The sequence below is a fragment of the Micromonospora sp. NPDC047707 genome (genome assembly GCF_040704235.1).
Taxonomy (GTDB): domain Bacteria; phylum Actinomycetota; class Actinomycetes; order Mycobacteriales; family Micromonosporaceae; genus Micromonospora.
Genome location: NZ_JBEYSU010000004.1, coordinates 80694 through 96097, shown reverse-complemented (window position 1 = coordinate 96097; position 15404 = coordinate 80694). Strand labels below are relative to the sequence as shown.

Genomic DNA, 15404 nt, shown 5'->3' with positions numbered 1-15404 from the left:
AAGTAGCTTATCGCTAAGCTACTTAGCGAAGAGCGTTTCGAGGAGGAGCCCATGGACCACCGCCGGCTCGACCCCCTGGTCACCGCTGCGGCGCCGATCGCCTGGGGAACCACGTACCTGGTCACCAGCGAACTACTGCCGCCGGACCGGCCGCTCTGGTCCGGCGCGTTCCGGGCCCTGCCCGCCGGGCTGCTGCTGCTCGCCGTCACCCGGCACCGGCCACGCGGCTCCTGGTGGTGGCGGAGCGCCGTGCTCGGCGCGCTGAACATCGGCGCGTTCTTCCCGCTGCTCTTCCTGGCCGCGTACCGGCTGCCCGGCGGGACGGCCGCCGTCCTCGGCGCCACCCAACCCCTGCTGGTCGCCGGCCTCACCGTGCTGGTGCTCCGCGAGCGTCCCCGCCGGTGGGCGCTCGCCGCGGCGGTGACGGCGCTGGTCGGGGTCACCCTGGTGGTGCTCCGCCCGGGCGCCGGGCTGGACGCCCTCGGCGTGGCGGCCGGGCTGACCGCCACCGCGGCGATGGGGACCGGGCTGGTGCTGACCCGGCGGTGGGGACGCCCACCGGGGGTCGGGACACTCACCGCCACCGGATGGCAGCTCACCGCCGGCGGGCTGCTGGTGGTGCCCGTCGCGGTGCTGGTCGAAGGGGCGGTGCCGCGCCCCGACCCGCCCGCGCTGGCCGGGTACGCCTGGCTGACGCTGGTCGGCACGGCCCTGGCGTACGCCCTCTGGTTCCGCGGGGCCGCCCGGCTGCCCGTCACCCAGGTCTCCCTGCTCGGCGCGCTGAGCCCGCTGACCGCCGCCGTGCTCGGCTGGGCGGTGCTCGGCCAGGCGCTGACCGGGTGGCAGCTCGCCGGCTTCGCGCTGGCCGTCGGCGCCACCGTGGCCGGCCAGCTTCCCCCGCGCCGGCCGGCCGGCGAGCGTCAGTCGCGGGGACCGGGCTGGCGGGGGACGACGGGCTCGATCCGCAGCGTGCCGGGGGCCAGCTCGGCGGCGGCGGCGAGCGGCAGGGTGAACCGGGCGTCGGCGGCCGGGACGGTCGCGTACGACTCGCGGAGCATCCACCGGACCTCGTCGGCCGTCCAGCCCAGGCCGGGCCGGGCGGCGATCTCCCGCAGCAGGCGCAGCGCGGCCCGGGTGTCGTCGTCGTAGAACCGCATGCACCAGTGGTGCACCCACATGCCGAGGGCGCGCAGCCCGTCGTCGTCCAGCGAGCGGACGAGCCGGCCGCAGGCGGTGTCGCCGAAGGCGCGCCCCGGGTCACCGGCGCGGTCCCGGTCGAGGGCGCCGACCGCAGCGGGAGCGACGGCCCGCATGCGGGAGTAGAAGCCCTGCACCACCGCCCGCTCCAGCGGAGGGTGCCCGTCCCGCGTCGACGCCGCCTGCCGACCCGCCCCGCTCGCCATCGCCGCACCCCTTCTTGAGTTGATGGCGGGACGGTACCGGCCACAACCGACAGTTTCCCGCACGACCGGAGCGAACGCGCGGCTAGGCTCCGCAGGACGGGCCAGGTAGCCGGGGGGTGTCATGAAGCCCGACACGATCGTGCTCATCCACGGCTTCTGGGTGACCCCGCTGAGCTGGGAGGGGTGGAAGGCCCACTACGAGGCCCAGGGGTACCGGGTCCTCACGCCCGGCTATCCGGGCTTCGAGGTGGGCGTGGAGGCACTGAACTCCGACCCGACCCCGATCGAACGACTGACCGTGCCGGACATCATCGCGTCCCTCGAGGCCGTGCTCCGCGAGCTGGACCGGCCGCCGATCATCATGGGCCACTCCGCGGGCGGCGCGTTCGCCCAGATCCTGCTCGACCACGGCTTCGGCGCGGCCGGCGTCGCCCTCAACTCGGCACCGACCGAGGGCGTCAAGGTGACGCCCCCGGCGCAGCTCAAGGCGTCCTTCCCGGTGCTACGCCATCCGTTCGACCGCGAGCGGGCGACCGGACTCAGCCCCGAGCAGTGGCGGTACGCGTTCACGAACACGTTCCCGGAGGAGGAGTCGCTCGCGCTGTACCGGCGCTACCACGTCCCCGCCGCCGCGGCGATCTTCTGGGGCAGCCTGCTCGCCAACGTCCAGCCCGGCCGGCAGGACACCTGGGTCGACTACCGGAACGACGCCCGGGCGCCGCTGCTGTTCATCTCCGGCGGCGAGGACCACCTGATGCCGCCCGCGGTGCAGCGGTCGAACGTGGCGCACTACACGCCGAACGCGGTCACGGAGCTCCGTGAGTACCCGGGCTACGCCCACCTGCTGCCGGCGCAGCAGGGCTCGGAGCGGATCGCGGACGAGGCGCTGGCCTGGGCGCTGGAGCACGCCCGCTAGCCGGTCCACGGCCACGTCCGATTCCCGCCAGCAGGCGCGTCCGGCGGGGAGGCATCATCGGTGCGTGGACCTGGACTTCGAACGGTGCTACCGGGCCGTCGACAGCCGCGACCAGCGGTTCGACGGCTGGTTCTACACCGGCGTGACCTCTACCGGCATCTACTGCCGGCCGTCCTGCCCGGCGATCACCCCCAAGCGGCAGAACGTCCGGTTCTTCCCGTCGGCCGCCGCCGCACAGGGCGCCGGCCTGCGCGCCTGCCGCCGGTGCCGGCCGGACGCCGCGCCCGGGTCCCCGCAGTGGGACGTCCGGGCCGACGTGGTGGGTCGCGCCATGCGACTGATCGCCGACGGTGTCGTCGACCGGGACGGGGTGCCGGGCCTCGCGGCGCGGCTCGGCTACACCGAGCGGCACCTGCACCGGATGCTCCGCGCCGAGTTGGGCGCCGGCCCGCTCGCCCTGGCCCGGGCGCAGCGCGCACAGACCGCGCGGACCCTGATCGAGACCACCGCGCTCGGGATGGCGGACGTCGCGTTCGCGGCCGGGTTCGGCAGCATCCGGCAGTTCAACGACACGGTCCGCGAGGTGTACGGGGTCGCGCCGACCGAGCTGCGGACCGCCCGGGGGCAGCGTCCGGCGCCGGCCGGGGCGGGCACGATCACCGTACGGCTCGCGTACCGGCCGCCGCTGCACGCCCGGGCGCTGCTGGACTTCCTCGCCCTCCGGGCGCTGCCGGCGGTCGACGAGGTGCGCGCCGGCACGTACCACCGGGGCCTGCGGCTGCCGCACGGCACCGGCGAGGCGGCCCTGACCCCGGCGGACGGGCACGTGGTGGCGACGCTGCGGCTGACCGACATGCGGGACCTGGCGCCGGCGGTGGCCCGCTGCCGCCGCCTGCTCGACCTCGACGCCGACCCGGTGGCGGTCGACCAGACGTTGGCCGCCGACCCCGCCTTCGCCCCGGCGGTCGCGGCGGAGCCCGGCATCCGCGTCCCCCGCGCCGCCGACGGTTTCGAGATGGCCGTCCGCGCGATCATCGGCCAGCAGGTCTCGGTGACGTCCGCCCGCACCACCCTGACCCGCCTCCTGACCCACCTCCCCGCCCCGACCGCCGCCGTCGATCATGAAGTTAGCGGGTACGAAGGAGATCAACTCACCCGTCAACTTCATGATCACGCCGAGGCGGGGTGGGGGTTGCGGGGGTTTCCGTCGGCTGGGGAGGTGCTGGGGGTGCCGGACGCGGGGTTTGGGATGCCGGGGGGGCGGCGGGAGACGATCCGGGGGCTGGCGCGGGCGGTGGTTGACGGGGTCCTGGACCTGGAGCCGGGCGGGGATCGGCAGGAGACCCGGCAGCGGCTGCTGGCACTGCCCGGCATCGGGGCGTGGACGGCGAACTACGTCGCGCTGCGCGCGCTCGGCGACCCGGACACGTTCCTCCCCACCGACCTCGCCGTACGCCGTGGCGCCGCCGCCCTCGGCCTGCCGGACGACCCGAAGACCCTCGACACGTACGCCGACCGCTGGCGCCCCTGGCGCTCGTACGCGGTCATCCGACTCTGGAGAGCAGCATGAGCACGATCGACAGCACCGTCATCGCCACCCCGGCCGGCCCGCTCAGCGTCGTCGCCGGACCCGACGGGGCGGTCCGGGCCGCCGGCTTCACCGCCGACCCGCAGACCCTGGTCCCCCTCATCCACCCGAGCCTGCGGGCGCCGCTACGGCCCCGGCCCGACCTCGGCCCGGTCACCGCCGCCGTCGCGTCCTACCTGGACGGCGACCTGACCGCGATCGACACCGTGCCGGTGGAGCAGCACACCGGAGGGGCGTTCATGGCGTACGCGTGGACGGTGCTGCGGGACGTGAAGCCGGGCGAGCCGGTCACGTACACCGGGTTCGCCGGGCTGGCCGGACGCCCGGCGGCGGTCCGCGCCGCCGCGGCGGCCTGCGCCCGCAACGCCGCCGCGCTCTTCGTCCCCTGCCACCGGGTGCTGCGCACCGACGGGACGCTCGGCGGCTACCGCTGGGGGCTGGACGTGAAGAAGTGGCTTCTCGGTCATGAGCGGCGCTTGACAACAAGCTGACACCGGCACCGCTCCCAGATGCCGCTACCGTCGGGTAGTGCCTGCGGAACGTGAAGGAGACTCGGTCACTGCCACGGGCCGACATCCGCTGCACAACCTCTGGCGGCTGCGGCACTACCTGCGCCCGTACGCGGGGGAGTTCGCCTGGCTGCTCGTCGCCGGGCTGGCCGCCACCGCGGCGGGGATCGCGGTGCCCCTGGTGGCCCAGCGCGTGGTGGACGGCCCGGTCGCCCGGCAGGACCCTGCCGGGCTGGTCCGCCTCGCCGGCCTGGCACTGCTGCTGGGTCTCGCCGAGGCGCTGCTGATCTTCATCCGGCGCTGGGTGCAGTCGTCCTCCTCCGTCGGCATGGAGGCGGCCATCCGCGCCGACGTCTACGCCCACCTGCAACGGCTGCCGCCGAGCTTCCACGACCGGTGGCAGTCCGGTCAGCTGCTGTCCCGGATCACCACCGACCTGTCGGTGATCCGCCGGTTCCTCTCCTTCGGCCTGTTCTTCCTGATCCTCAACCTGGTCACGTACGTGGTCGTGGTGGTGCTGCTGATCCGGCTGCACCCCGTGCTGGGGCTGCTGGTGGCGGCGAGCGCGGTGCCGCTGTTCCTCATCGCCCGACGGTTCGCGCAGGCGTACCACACCGCCTCCCGACGCATGCAGGACCAGCAGGGCGACGTGGCGACCCTGGTCGAGGAGACGGCGCAGGGGCTGCGCACGATGAAGGCGTACGGGCGGGGGCCGCAACTCGCCGCACGGTTCGCCGAGGGGGCCCGGGCCCTGCACGACACCGGCGTCGGCAAGGGGCGGCTGCTCGCCGCGACGTCGGCCCGGCTCGACCTGGTGCCGAACCTGACCCTGGGCGTCGTGCTGGTCGCCGGTGCGGCCGCCGCCGCGAGCGGCGCACTCACCATCGGGGAACTGGTGGCGTTCGTCAGCCTCCAGCTCATGCTGGTCTGGCCGGTGCAGGGCCTCGGCTGGATCATCGCCGGCGGGCAGGAGGCGGCGACCGCGGCCGACCGGGTCCGGGAGGTGCTGGACACTCCGCCCGCCATCGTGGACCGTCCGCACGCGGTCGCGCTCGGCCGGGCCGCCGTACGCGGCCGACTGGCGTTCGAGGGGCTCTCCTTCCGCTACCCGGGCGCCACGGCACCCGTCCTGCGGGCCCTCGACCTGACCGTCGAGCCGGGTGAGACGGTGGCGCTGGTAGGCGCGACCGGCTCGGGCAAGAGCACCCTGCTGTCCCTGGTGCCCCGGCTGCACGAGGCGGGCGACGGGCGGATCACGCTGGACGGGCATGACCTGCGGGACCTGCGCCTCGCCTCGCTGCGCCGGCTGGTCGGGGTGGCCTTCGAGGAGCCCACCCTGTTCTCGATGTCGGTGTGGGAGAACCTCACGCTGGGCCGGCCCGACGCCGGTGAGGAGGAGGTCCGCGCCGCACTGGCACTGGCCCAGGCCGACTTCGCGTACGACCTGCCGTGGGGGCTCGCCACCCGCGTCGGCGAGCAGGGCCTGTCGCTCTCCGGCGGGCAGCGGCAGCGGTTGGCGCTGGCCCGGGCCGTGCTCGGCCGGCCGGCGGTGCTCGTGCTCGACGATCCGCTGTCCGCCCTCGACGTGCACACCGAGGCGATGGTGGAGGCGGCGCTGCGCCGGGTGCTGCGCAACACCACCGCGCTGCTGGTCGCGCACCGACCGTCCACCATCGCGCTCGCCGACCGGGTCGCCCTGCTGGAGGAGGGACGGATCACGGCGGTGGGCCGGCACTCGCACCTGCTCGGCGCCGTGCCCGCGTACCGTGCGCTGCTCTCGGCGGAACCGCCGACCCGCGCGCCCGGCCCCGCGGCGGGTGGCCCCGCACCCGACGGGCGGGGCCTGGTGCGGTCGTGACGGAGGCCGACGACGACACCGGTGGTCCGCCCGGACCGGTGCCGTCGCCACGACGGCCGCCCGACCCGCAACGACGGCCGCCCGACCTGGACAGTTGGCGCGGGATCGCCACCGACCCGGACGCCGACCGGAGCCACGCCGAGGACACCGACCCCGCGGCGGTGGCCCGCCTCCGCGCGCGCAGCCGGGTGCTGCTGGGGGGCCTGCTGCGCCCGCACCGCTGGCGGCTCGCCGTCGCGGTCGCGTTGCTGCTCGGGCAGAACGCGGCCGGCATGGCCGGGCCGTACCTCGTGATGCTCGGCATCGACCGGGGGATCGCGCCGCTACGGGCCGGGAATCCCGGCCCGCTGGTCGGGATCGCCGCCGCGTTCGCCGTCGCCACCGCCATGGAGTACGCGGCACGCCGCGGCTTCCTCGTGCTCTCCGCACGGATCGGCCAGGCCGTCCTGCTCGACCTGCGACAGCGGGTGTACGGCCAGTTCCTGCGGCTGTCGGTGAGATTCCACGAGCGGTACACGTCGGGGCGGATGGTCTCCCGGCTCACCAGCGACCTCGACTCGATCGGCGAGTTGGCCGGCGGCGGCATCGACAGTCTCGTGCTCGCCGCCCTGTCCATCCTCTCGGTCGCCGCCATCCTGCTCTGGCTCGATCCGCCGCTGGCCGGCGTGACCCTGCTCGCGTTCCCGTTCCTGTACTGGCTGTCGCGCTGGTTCGCGCGCGCCTCGGCGGCCGCGTACCGGCGCACGCGGGAGACGATCGCGCTGGTCATCGTCCACGTCGTCGAGTCGATGCGGGGCATCCGGGCGGTGCAGGCGTTCCGCCGCGAGCGCCGCAACCAGCGGATCTTCGCGGCGGTCAGCGACGACTACCGGCGGGCCAGCCTGCACGCCTTCCGCCTGATCGCCACCTACTCCCCCGGGATCAAGGTGATCGGCAACGTCACCGTGGCGGTGGTGCTGTGCTACGGCGGCTGGCGGGTGCTCGACGGCCACACCGAGATCGGCGTCCTCGCCGCCTTCCTGCTCTACCTGCGGCGGTTCTTCGAGCCCATGCAGGAGCTGAGCCAGTTCTACAACTCGCTGCAGTCGGCCACGGCGGCGCTGGAGAAGCTCGCCGGGGTGCTCGACGAGCGGCCCGCGGTGCCCGAACCGGCCCGGCCGGTGCCGCTGCCGGCCGGGCCGGCCCGCGGCGCGGTCACCTTCCGGGCGGTCACCTTCGGGTACCGCCCGGACGCGCCGATCCTCACCGGCCTGGACCTCGACATCCCGGCCGGGCAGACCGTCGCGCTGATCGGCCCGACCGCCGCCGGCAAGTCGACCATCGCCAAGCTGCTCGCGCGCTTCCACGACCCGGTGGCCGGGGAGGTGCTGCTGGACGGTGTCGACCTGCGCGACGTCGCGGACGCCGAGCTGCGCCGCGCGCTCGTGCTGGTCACCCAGGAGACCCACCTCTTCGGCGGCACGGTCGCGGAGAACATCCGGTTCGGCCGTCCCGACGCCGACGACGACGCCGTGGCGGCGGCAGCGCGGGCGATCGGCGCACACGACTTCATCGCCGCGCTCCCCGAGGGGTACGCCACCCAGGTGCACCGCCGGGGCGGCCGGCTCTCCGCCGGCCAGCGGCAGCTCGTCGCCTTCGCCCGCGCGTTCCTGGCCGACCCGGCGGTGCTGATCCTCGACGAGGCGACCTCGTCACTGGACGTCCCGACCGAACGGGCGGTCCAGCACGCCCTCGGCACCATCCTGCGGGACCGCACCGCGCTGGTCATCGCGCACCGGCTGTCCACCGTGGAGATCGCCGACCGGGTGGTGGTGCTGGAATCGGGGCGGATCGTCGAGGACGGCCCGCCGGCCGAGCTGGTCGCCGCCGACGGCCGGTACGCCGCGCTGCACCGGCAGTGGCGCGACTCGCTCGTGTAGGACCACCCGTGCCCTACGTGGCGGACGCGGCCGGCTCGGCGCGCCGGCCCGGGAGGAAACGGTCGACCGCGCGGGGCAGCGGCCCCTGCACCAACCCCGACGAGCGCAACGTCCACGCGCCGGTCTCCACCATCCTCGACCGGGGGAACGCCCGGACCGGTGGGACCCTCGGCCTCCAGCTGGCCACCGTGGCCCGCTGTTCGTGCGGCACCCGTCGGTGCCCCGGTCGGCGACGGACCCCGACGTGCGCCCCGCCGGGTAATCCGCTGCCCGACGGGCGGTCGCTGCCTACCATCGACGGATGACTGATACGGCGAGGACGGCCCGCGCCGGCGTCCCCGAGCGTCCGACCCTGGACGGGCTCGAGGAGACCTGGGCGCGCCGCTGGCAGGAGGAGGGCACGTACGCGTTCGACCGCGGCAGAGAGCGTTCGGACGTGTACGCGATCGACACCCCGCCGCCGACCGTATCCGGCGAACTCCACATGGGACACGTCTTCTCGTACACCCACACCGACCTGGTGGCCCGGTTCCAGCGGATGCGCGGTCGCACGGTGTTCTACCCGATGGGCTGGGACGACAACGGCCTGCCGACCGAACGCCGGGTGCAGAACGTGTACGGGGTGCGCTGCGACCCGGACCTGCCGTACGACCCGGCCTGGGTGCCACCGGACGCGCCCGTGGACGACGCCGCGCGCAAGGATCCCACCCCGATCTCCCGGCGCAACTTCATCGAGCTCTGCGAGCGGCTCACCGTGGCCGACGAGCAGGTGTTCGAGGCGCTGTGGCGGCGCCTCGGCCTGTCCGTGGACTGGTCGCTGACGTACACGACGATCGGGCGGGTCGCGCGGGCGACCAGCCAACGGGCGTTCCTGCGCAACCTGGCGCGGGGCGAGGCGTACCAGGCGGAGGCACCGACGCTGTGGGACGTCGGTTTCGCCACCGCCGTCGCCCAGGCGGAACTGGAGGACCGGGAGCGGCCCGGCGCGTACCACCGGCTGCGCTTCCACGGGCCCGGCGGCCGGGAGGTGCTGATCGACACCACCCGACCGGAGCTGCTGCCGGCGTGCGTGGCGCTGGTCCACCACCCCGGTGACGAGCGGTACGCGGACCTGGTCGGCGCGGTCGTGCGTACCCCGATCTTCGGGGTCGAGGTGCCGGTGCGCGCGCACCCGCTGGCGGACCCGGCCAAGGGCACCGGCATCGCGATGATCTGCACGTTCGGTGACCTGACCGACGTGACCTGGTGGCGCGAGCTCCGCCTGGACACGCGGGTGGTGATCGGCCGCGACGGCCGGCTGCTGCCGGAGGCGCCGGCCGGCGTGCCGGCGGAGCCGTACGCGGCGCTCGCGGGGCAGACCGTCAACGGCGCCCGGCGAACGGTCGTGCAGCTGCTGGCCGACGCGAACGATCTGGTCGGCGAGCCGCGCCCGATCACCCACCCGGTCAAGTTCTACGAGCGGGGCGACCGGCCGCTGGAGATCGTGTCGACCCGGCAGTGGTACCTGCGCAACGGCGGCCGGGATCCGGAGCTGCGCGCGGAGCTGCTGGCCCGGGGGCGGGAGCTGCGCTGGGTGCCGGAGCACATGCGGCACCGCTACGACCACTGGGTGGGGGGCCTGACCGGTGACTGGCTGGTCAGCCGGCAGCGCTTCTTCGGGGTGCCGGTGCCGGTGTGGTACCGGCTCGACAACGCTGGCGAGCCGGACTGGTCCCACCCTCTCACACCGGACGAGTCGGCGCTGCCGGTCGATCCGTCCACCGACGCGCCCGCCGGGTACGACGAGTCGCAGCGCGGAACGCCGGGCGGCTTCGTCGGCGACCCGGACGTGCTGGACACCTGGGCCACCTCGTCGCTGACCCCGCAGATCGTCGGCGGCTGGGAGACCGACCCGGACCTGTTCCGCCGGGTGTTCCCGATGGACCTGCGCCCGCAGGGGCAGGAGATCATCCGCACCTGGTTGTTCGCCACGGTGGTCCGGTCCCATCTGGAGCACGGGGTGCTGCCGTGGCGGGACGCGGAGCTGTCCGGCTGGATCCTCGACCCGGACCGCAAGAAGATGTCCAAGTCCAAGGGGAACGTGGTCACCCCGATGGCGCTGCTGGAGGAGCACGGCGCCGACGCCGTCCGGTACTGGGCGGCGAACGGCCGGCCCGGCACCGACCTCGCCTTCGATCCGGCGCAGATCAAGGTGGGCCGGCGGCTGGCCACGAAGCTGCTGAACGCGTCGCGGTTCGCCCTCGGGCTGGGCGCCGCCGACGCGTTGCGGGCCGCGGCGACCGAGCCGCTCGACCGGTCGATGCTCGCCGAGCTGTCCGGGGTGGTCGCCACGGCGACGGCCGCGTTCGAGGCGTACGACCACACGGCGGCGTTGCAGGCCGCGGAGGGGTTCTTCTGGCGGTTCTGCGACGACTACATCGAGTTGGTGAAGGAACGCGCCTACGGCAGCGGGCCGGGGGCCGACTCCGCGCGGGCGGCGCTGGCCGGCGCGCTCTCGGTGCAGTTGCGGCTCTTCGCCCCGGTGCTGCCGTTCGCGACGGAGGAGGTGTGGTCCTGGTGGCGGTACGGCTCGGTGCACCGCGCGCCGTGGCCCACCACGTACGAGGTGGGGCGGGCGATCTCCGGCGAGGGTGACCCGGAGCTGCTGCGCCTCGCCGGGGACGCGCTCAGCCAGGTGCGCCGCGCCAAGTCGGAGCGGAAGCTGTCGATGAAGGCGGAGGTGCCGCTGGCCGAGGCGCTCGGCCCGGCCGCGCTGCTCGACCAGCTCACCGTCGTCGCCGACGACCTGAAGGCGGCGGGCCGGATCGGCAAGCTCGACCTCCTCCCCGACCGCACCCCCGAGCTGGTCATCGCCTGCGCCTTCTGAGGTGTAAGGAAGGGCCCCCTTCTAACGCCTGGTGCATAGGAAGGGCCCCTTGTTAACACATGCCGCCGACGCGGCTGTGCGAGTGTTGACAAGGGGCCCTTCCTCTACCGGTGGCGTTGAGAAGGGGCCCTTCCTTGCACGTCAGCTCGTTTCGCCGGCCACGCTGAACGAGCGCAGGCGGTCGATCGCCAGGGCGGTGAAGCCCACCGCGATGAGCGCGCTCATCACGGTCGCCACCGGCACCGACACGTCCGTGGCGAGCAGCTCGGTCGGGGCGAAGCGGTCGGCGAGCGCGATCACGTACTGCTGGATGGAGAGCACCTTCGTGCCGCTGACGAAGTTGCCGAGCAGCCCCTCCCAGATCAGCACGTAGACCAGGCCGAGCAGCACGGGCCGCCGGGTGACCAGGCTGAGCGCCACGAACAACGCGCAGTACGCCAGCGCCCCGACAGCCGCGGCGGCGGCGAGCGCCAGGCCGAGGCGTACCGAGTGGGCGAGCACGCCCGCGACGTAGAGCGGCACGGCGACGGTGACCGCGGTGACGCCGGCGGCGACCGCGAGCTTCGGCAGTACGATCTGCCAGCGCGGCAGCGGCTTGGTGAGGATGTGCACCACGGTGCCGTCGTCGATCTCGGCGCCGAGCACGCCGGTGCCGACGATCAGGGCGACCACCGGCAGCACCACGGCGAGCCCGAGGCCGACCAGCACCGGCGGGCCCCACTCGCCCGGGTCCACCCCGAGGGAGCGGGACAGCACGGCGAGCAGCACCAGCAACGCCGGCAGCGGGAGCAGCAGCAGGAAGCGGCGACGGCCGAACAGTCCACGCGCGGTGATCCAGGAAACGGTAGACATCAGGCCTCCACCAGGTAGGAGAAGACGCTCTCCAGGGACTCGTCCTCGGGCACGAGCTGCCGGACGCGGATGCCCCGGGCCAGGGCGATCCTCGGCAGCGCGCGGGTGAAGGCGCCGTAGTCGCCGGCCCGCACGGTCAGCCCGGTGCGGCCCAGCTCCACGCCGGTCACCGACGGCTCCGCCATCAGCGCCACCGCCAGGGCCCGGTCGTCGGTGGACCGGATCGCGAAGACGTGCGGCCGGTTGGTCATCAGGCGCCGGATGGTCCGGAAGTCGCCCGAGGCGGCGAGCCGGCCGGCGACCATCACCTGGACGGTGCCGGAGACCTGCTCGACCTCCTCCAGGATGTGCGAGCTGAACAGGATGGTCCGGCCGGCGGCGCCGAGGCGGTGCAGCAGGTCCATCATGTGCAACCGCTGGCGCGGGTCCATGCCGTTGAACGGCTCGTCGAGCAGCAGCACCTGCGGGTCGTGGACCAGCGCCGCGGCCACCCGGGCGCGCTGCCGCATGCCCTTCGAGTACGTGCCGATCCGGCGGGACTGCGCGTCCTCCAGCTCGACCAGTGCGATCGCCCGGCGGGCCGCACCCTCGGGATCGGGCAGCCGGTGCAGCTTGGCGCTGGCGAGCACGAACTCGTACGCGGTGAGGAAAGTGTGCACGGCCTCCCGCTCGCTGACCAGGCCCAGCCGCCGGTAGACCTCGGGGTTGCGCCAGGTCGGCGATCCGTCCAGCGTCACCGTGCCCCGCGACGGCGACAGGAAGCCGGCCATCATGTGCAGCAAGGTGGTCTTGCCGGCGCCGTTCGGGCCGAGCAGGCCGGTGACGCCCGCGCCGAGGGACATGCTGACGTCGTTGACGGCGACCACGTTGCCGTACCAGCGGGAGACGCCCGCCAGCTCCAGGGTGCTCGTCGTGCGGGTGGGGGCCGGCGTCCGCTCGGCACTGATCGCGCTCATCGGGCGGCCACCTTCCGGTACCGGGCCAGCAGCAGGGTGACGCAGGTGGCGACGAGGACCACGGCGGCGAGCGCGTAGACCGGGCCGAAGTCACCGATCGGGATGTCGACGTCCTGACCCGCCGGCACCAGCAGGTCGCCCAGCGCCCAGGTGCCCACGCCGCCCACCAGGGTCGACGGCGAGGCGAGGAAGGCCAGCTCGTTGACCGCCCGCGAGGGCAGGATGGAGAGGATGCCGACGATCGGCGTGGTCATCAGGAAGACCGCCACGATCCCGCCGGCGGCGAACGCCCGCTTGCCGGTGAGCGACGCGACCAGCAGGCCGATCGAGGCGAAGACCACTGCCCAGAGGCCGGCGTAGAGCAGGCCCGGCAGCAGGTCGAGCAGCTCGTTCCAGACGCCCCGCATCCCCTCCTTGGTGGTGAAGGCGGCACCGAGGAACATCACCAGCTGCGGCCCGCCGAGCAGCAGCCAGAGCGCGGTGACGAGGGCGAGCAGCTTGGCCAGCGGATAGTCCGACCGGGGCAGTGGCCGGGAGAAGTACAGCGGCAGGACGCCGCTGCGCAGGTCCCGGCTGACCAGCTCGGGGGCGGCCACCGCGACGAAGAAGATGACCAGCCAGCTCATGTTGTCGGCGAACTGCGCGTACGTCATCACGACCTCGCCGAGCTGGCTGCGCACCGCGGTGACGCCGGCGGCCACCAGCGTCACGATGCCCACCACCAGCCAGGGGAAGATCTTGGCCTTGGCGGTGCGGCCGAAGCCGAAGACCGTCCGCAGGCCGTGCAGGTAAAGGGCTCCGAACACGGCACCGCGGCCCAGCCGTGGGCCGGTGTAACGCTGGTACCCGATGTCGTGGATGACACCGGCCGGCTCAGACATGGCTGGGCTCCCTCGTGGCGAACAGCTCGGCCACCCGGTGCCGGCGCTGGTCCAGCCGGTGCAGCGGCAGGTCCAGTTCGGCGACCGCGCCGAGGATCAGGTCGTAGGTGGCGTCGTCGGCGAGCGGCACCAGCAGCAGGCGCCCCTCCCGGCTCACCGGCAGGCGGTACGCGGCCAGCCGGGTGGCCAGCTCCTCCGCGCCCTCGCTGACCTCGACCGCGAGGATGTCGGTGGCGGTGGTCATCGCGGAGATGTGGTCGGCGCGCAGCAGCCGGCCGCCGTCGATGGCGACCAGCGTGTCGCAGATCCGCTCCACCTCGCCGAGCAGGTGCGAGCAGACGAGCACGGAGATGCCGAACTCGGTGCCGATCCGGTGGATCAGCGCGAGCATGGCGTCCCGGCCGGCCGGGTCGAGGCCGTTGGTGGGCTCGTCGAGCAGCAGCAGGTCGGGGTCGTGCACGAGCGCCTGGGCGAGCTTGACGCGCTGCTTCATGCCGGTCGAGTAGCCGCCCACCGGGCGGTACCGCTCCTCGTAGAGACCGACGTGCCGCAGAGCCTCGCTGGCGCGTTCCCGCGCGACGGTGCGGGGCAGGCCGCTCATCCGGCCGAGGTGGGTGACCAGCTCGGCGGCGCTGAGGTCCGGCGGGAGGGCGTCGTGCTCGGGCATGTAGCCGACCCGGGCGCGCACCTGGTCGGACTGGGTGGTCGGGTCCAGGTCGAGCACCCGCACCCGCCCGCCGGTGGGCGGGAGCAGGCCGAGCAGGATCTTGATCAGCGTCGACTTGCCGGCGCCGTTCGCGCCGACCAGGCCGATGATCCCGGGCTCGACCGCGACGGTCAGGTCGGCCAGCGCGGTGACCCCACCCCCGTACGTCTTGGTCAGCGACTCGGTCGCGATGAGTGTCACGCCGACAGCCTAGGCAGGTCACGCACCCCCGGGGCATCCGGCGCGCCCCTGATCCGCCCACTAGGGGTACCGGGGTAAGGCTCCGGTAATCCCTCGGGCGGCTCCGGTCCGGAAGAATGCGCGGCATGTTCCTCCGACTGCTGCGCGCCCCGCTCACCTGGGTCGCGGTCGCCGTGCTCGCCGCCGGTGCCGCGTTCGGTCTCTGGTGGTTCCAGCCGTGGAAGCTGGTCACCGACACCGAGGTGGACGACGATCTGGCCGTGGTGGCGACCGCGGCACCGCCGTCCGCTGCCGACACCGGGCCGTCCGGCCCCGCCACCACCGCCCCGGCGGGCCCGGTGATCGTCCGCAGTGGTGAGTTCGTCACCCACGAGCACGACACCACCGGCACCGCCCGGATCGTCCGCACCGCCGACGGCCGGCTGCGGCTGGAGCTGGTCGGGCTGGACACCTCCAACGGTCCGGACCTGCGGGTCTGGCTGACCGACCAGCCGGTCCGGGAGGGCACCGCCGGGTGGCGGGTGTTCGACGACGGCCGCTGGGTGGAGCTGGGCCGGCTCAAGGGCAACCGGGGCGACCAGGCGTACGACATCCCGGCCGACCTGACCCTGGACGATCTGACCAGCGTGTCGATCTGGTGCAAGCGGTTCGCCGTGTCGTTCGGCGCGGCGCCGCTGACCCCGGCCTGACCGGTCACCGTCCCGCCACCGGGCCGTCACCCGGGCTCCGTCGCGCCGGTCACCCGCGTC

Annotated in this window: 13 protein-coding genes and 1 pseudogene; 9 read left to right on the top strand and 5 right to left on the bottom strand. The window is 74.1% G+C overall.

Going from position 1 to position 15404, the window contains the following annotated elements; genetic code table 11:
• Positions 1-51: 51 nt before the first annotated feature.
• Positions 52-867 (top strand): annotated as a pseudogene (locus AB0873_RS05940) (EamA family transporter); the annotation flags it as partial.
• Between the two features lie 53 nt (positions 868-920).
• Here AB0873_RS05940 and AB0873_RS05935 read toward each other — a convergent pair.
• The gene (locus tag AB0873_RS05935; protein ID WP_366598636.1) at positions 921-1403 is read right to left on the bottom strand and encodes a hypothetical protein; all 483 of its coding nucleotides are present in this window, start codon (positions 1401-1403) and stop codon (positions 921-923) included.
• A 121-nt stretch (positions 1404-1524) separates the two neighbouring features.
• On the opposite strand from AB0873_RS05935, the gene AB0873_RS05930 reads away from it, so the two are divergent.
• From AB0873_RS05930 to valS, 7 genes are all read left to right on the top strand, one after another.
• On the top strand, positions 1525-2319 hold the full coding sequence (locus tag AB0873_RS05930; protein ID WP_366598634.1) for an alpha/beta hydrolase: 795 nt from the start codon (positions 1525-1527) through the stop codon (positions 2317-2319).
• Positions 2320-2383: 64 nt separating this feature from the next.
• Entirely contained in the window at positions 2384-3889 is a 1506-nt protein-coding gene (locus tag AB0873_RS05925) for an AlkA N-terminal domain-containing protein (RefSeq protein WP_366598633.1), read from the top strand.
• Positions 3886-4398, top strand: a complete 513-nt coding sequence (locus AB0873_RS05920) for a methylated-DNA--[protein]-cysteine S-methyltransferase (RefSeq protein WP_366598632.1) — start codon at positions 3886-3888, stop codon at positions 4396-4398. Before AB0873_RS05925 ends, AB0873_RS05920 begins: the two co-directional genes overlap by 4 nt.
• Positions 4399-4435: 37 nt before the next feature.
• On the top strand, positions 4436-6274 hold the full coding sequence (locus AB0873_RS05915; protein WP_366598631.1) for an ABC transporter ATP-binding protein: 1839 nt from the start codon (positions 4436-4438) through the stop codon (positions 6272-6274).
• A complete protein-coding gene (locus AB0873_RS05910; protein WP_366598630.1) occupies positions 6271-8193 on the top strand; it encodes an ABC transporter ATP-binding protein in 1923 nt (640 codons plus the stop codon). The genes AB0873_RS05915 and AB0873_RS05910 overlap by 4 nt, the downstream gene beginning before the upstream one ends.
• An 8-nt stretch (positions 8194-8201) precedes the next feature.
• Entirely contained in the window at positions 8202-8498 is a 297-nt protein-coding gene (locus AB0873_RS05905) for a hypothetical protein (protein ID WP_366598629.1), read from the top strand.
• Positions 8495-11059, top strand: coding sequence for a valine--tRNA ligase (gene valS / locus AB0873_RS05900; protein ID WP_366598628.1), 2565 nt, complete (start codon positions 8495-8497; stop codon positions 11057-11059). The genes AB0873_RS05905 and valS overlap by 4 nt, the downstream gene beginning before the upstream one ends.
• A gap of 141 nt (positions 11060-11200) precedes the next feature.
• On the opposite strand, the gene AB0873_RS05895 is transcribed toward valS, so the two are convergent.
• From AB0873_RS05895 to AB0873_RS05880, 4 genes are read right to left on the bottom strand one after another with little or no spacing between them, the layout of a single operon-like run.
• Positions 11201-11911: an ABC transporter permease subunit gene (locus tag AB0873_RS05895; protein WP_155330354.1), complete on the bottom strand. Its 711-nt coding sequence runs from the start codon at positions 11909-11911 to the stop codon at positions 11201-11203.
• Positions 11911-12867 (bottom strand): ABC transporter ATP-binding protein, encoded by a 957-nt coding sequence (locus AB0873_RS05890; protein ID WP_155330353.1) that lies wholly within the window; start codon positions 12865-12867, stop codon positions 11911-11913. The genes AB0873_RS05895 and AB0873_RS05890 overlap by 1 nt, the downstream gene beginning before the upstream one ends.
• Complete coding sequence (locus AB0873_RS05885; protein WP_366598627.1) at positions 12864-13748, bottom strand: ABC transporter permease; 885 nt, start codon at positions 13746-13748, stop codon at positions 12864-12866. Before AB0873_RS05885 ends, AB0873_RS05890 begins: the two co-directional genes overlap by 4 nt.
• Complete coding sequence (locus tag AB0873_RS05880; protein ID WP_366598626.1) at positions 13741-14655, bottom strand: ABC transporter ATP-binding protein; 915 nt, start codon at positions 14653-14655, stop codon at positions 13741-13743. Before AB0873_RS05880 ends, AB0873_RS05885 begins: the two co-directional genes overlap by 8 nt.
• 125 nt (positions 14656-14780) lie before the next feature.
• On the opposite strand from AB0873_RS05880, the gene AB0873_RS05875 reads away from it, so the two are divergent.
• Positions 14781-15344 carry a DM13 domain-containing protein gene (locus AB0873_RS05875; RefSeq protein WP_366598625.1) on the top strand — a complete coding sequence of 188 codons (564 nt, stop codon included), beginning with the start codon at positions 14781-14783 and terminating at the stop codon, positions 15342-15344.
• The last annotated feature ends 60 nt before the right edge of the window (positions 15345-15404 follow it).

Bases quoted from the DNA above. Each gene is read 5' to 3' on its own strand.
- AB0873_RS05930 (WP_366598634.1), top strand. From the start codon at position 1,525: ATGAAGCCCGACACGATCGTGCTCATCCACGGCTTCTGGGTGACCCCG.
- AB0873_RS05935 (WP_366598636.1), bottom strand. From the start codon at position 1,403: ATGGCGAGCGGGGCGGGTCGGCAGGCGGCGTCGACGCGGGACGGGCAC.
- AB0873_RS05895 (WP_155330354.1), bottom strand. From the start codon at position 11,911: ATGTCTACCGTTTCCTGGATCACCGCGCGTGGACTGTTCGGCCGTCGC.
- AB0873_RS05875 (WP_366598625.1), top strand. From the start codon at position 14,781: ATGTTCCTCCGACTGCTGCGCGCCCCGCTCACCTGGGTCGCGGTCGCC.
- valS (WP_366598628.1), top strand. From the start codon at position 8,495: ATGACTGATACGGCGAGGACGGCCCGCGCCGGCGTCCCCGAGCGTCCG.
- AB0873_RS05920 (WP_366598632.1), top strand. From the start codon at position 3,886: ATGAGCACGATCGACAGCACCGTCATCGCCACCCCGGCCGGCCCGCTC.
- AB0873_RS05885 (WP_366598627.1), bottom strand. From the start codon at position 13,748: ATGTCTGAGCCGGCCGGTGTCATCCACGACATCGGGTACCAGCGTTAC.
- AB0873_RS05890 (WP_155330353.1), bottom strand. From the start codon at position 12,867: ATGAGCGCGATCAGTGCCGAGCGGACGCCGGCCCCCACCCGCACGACG.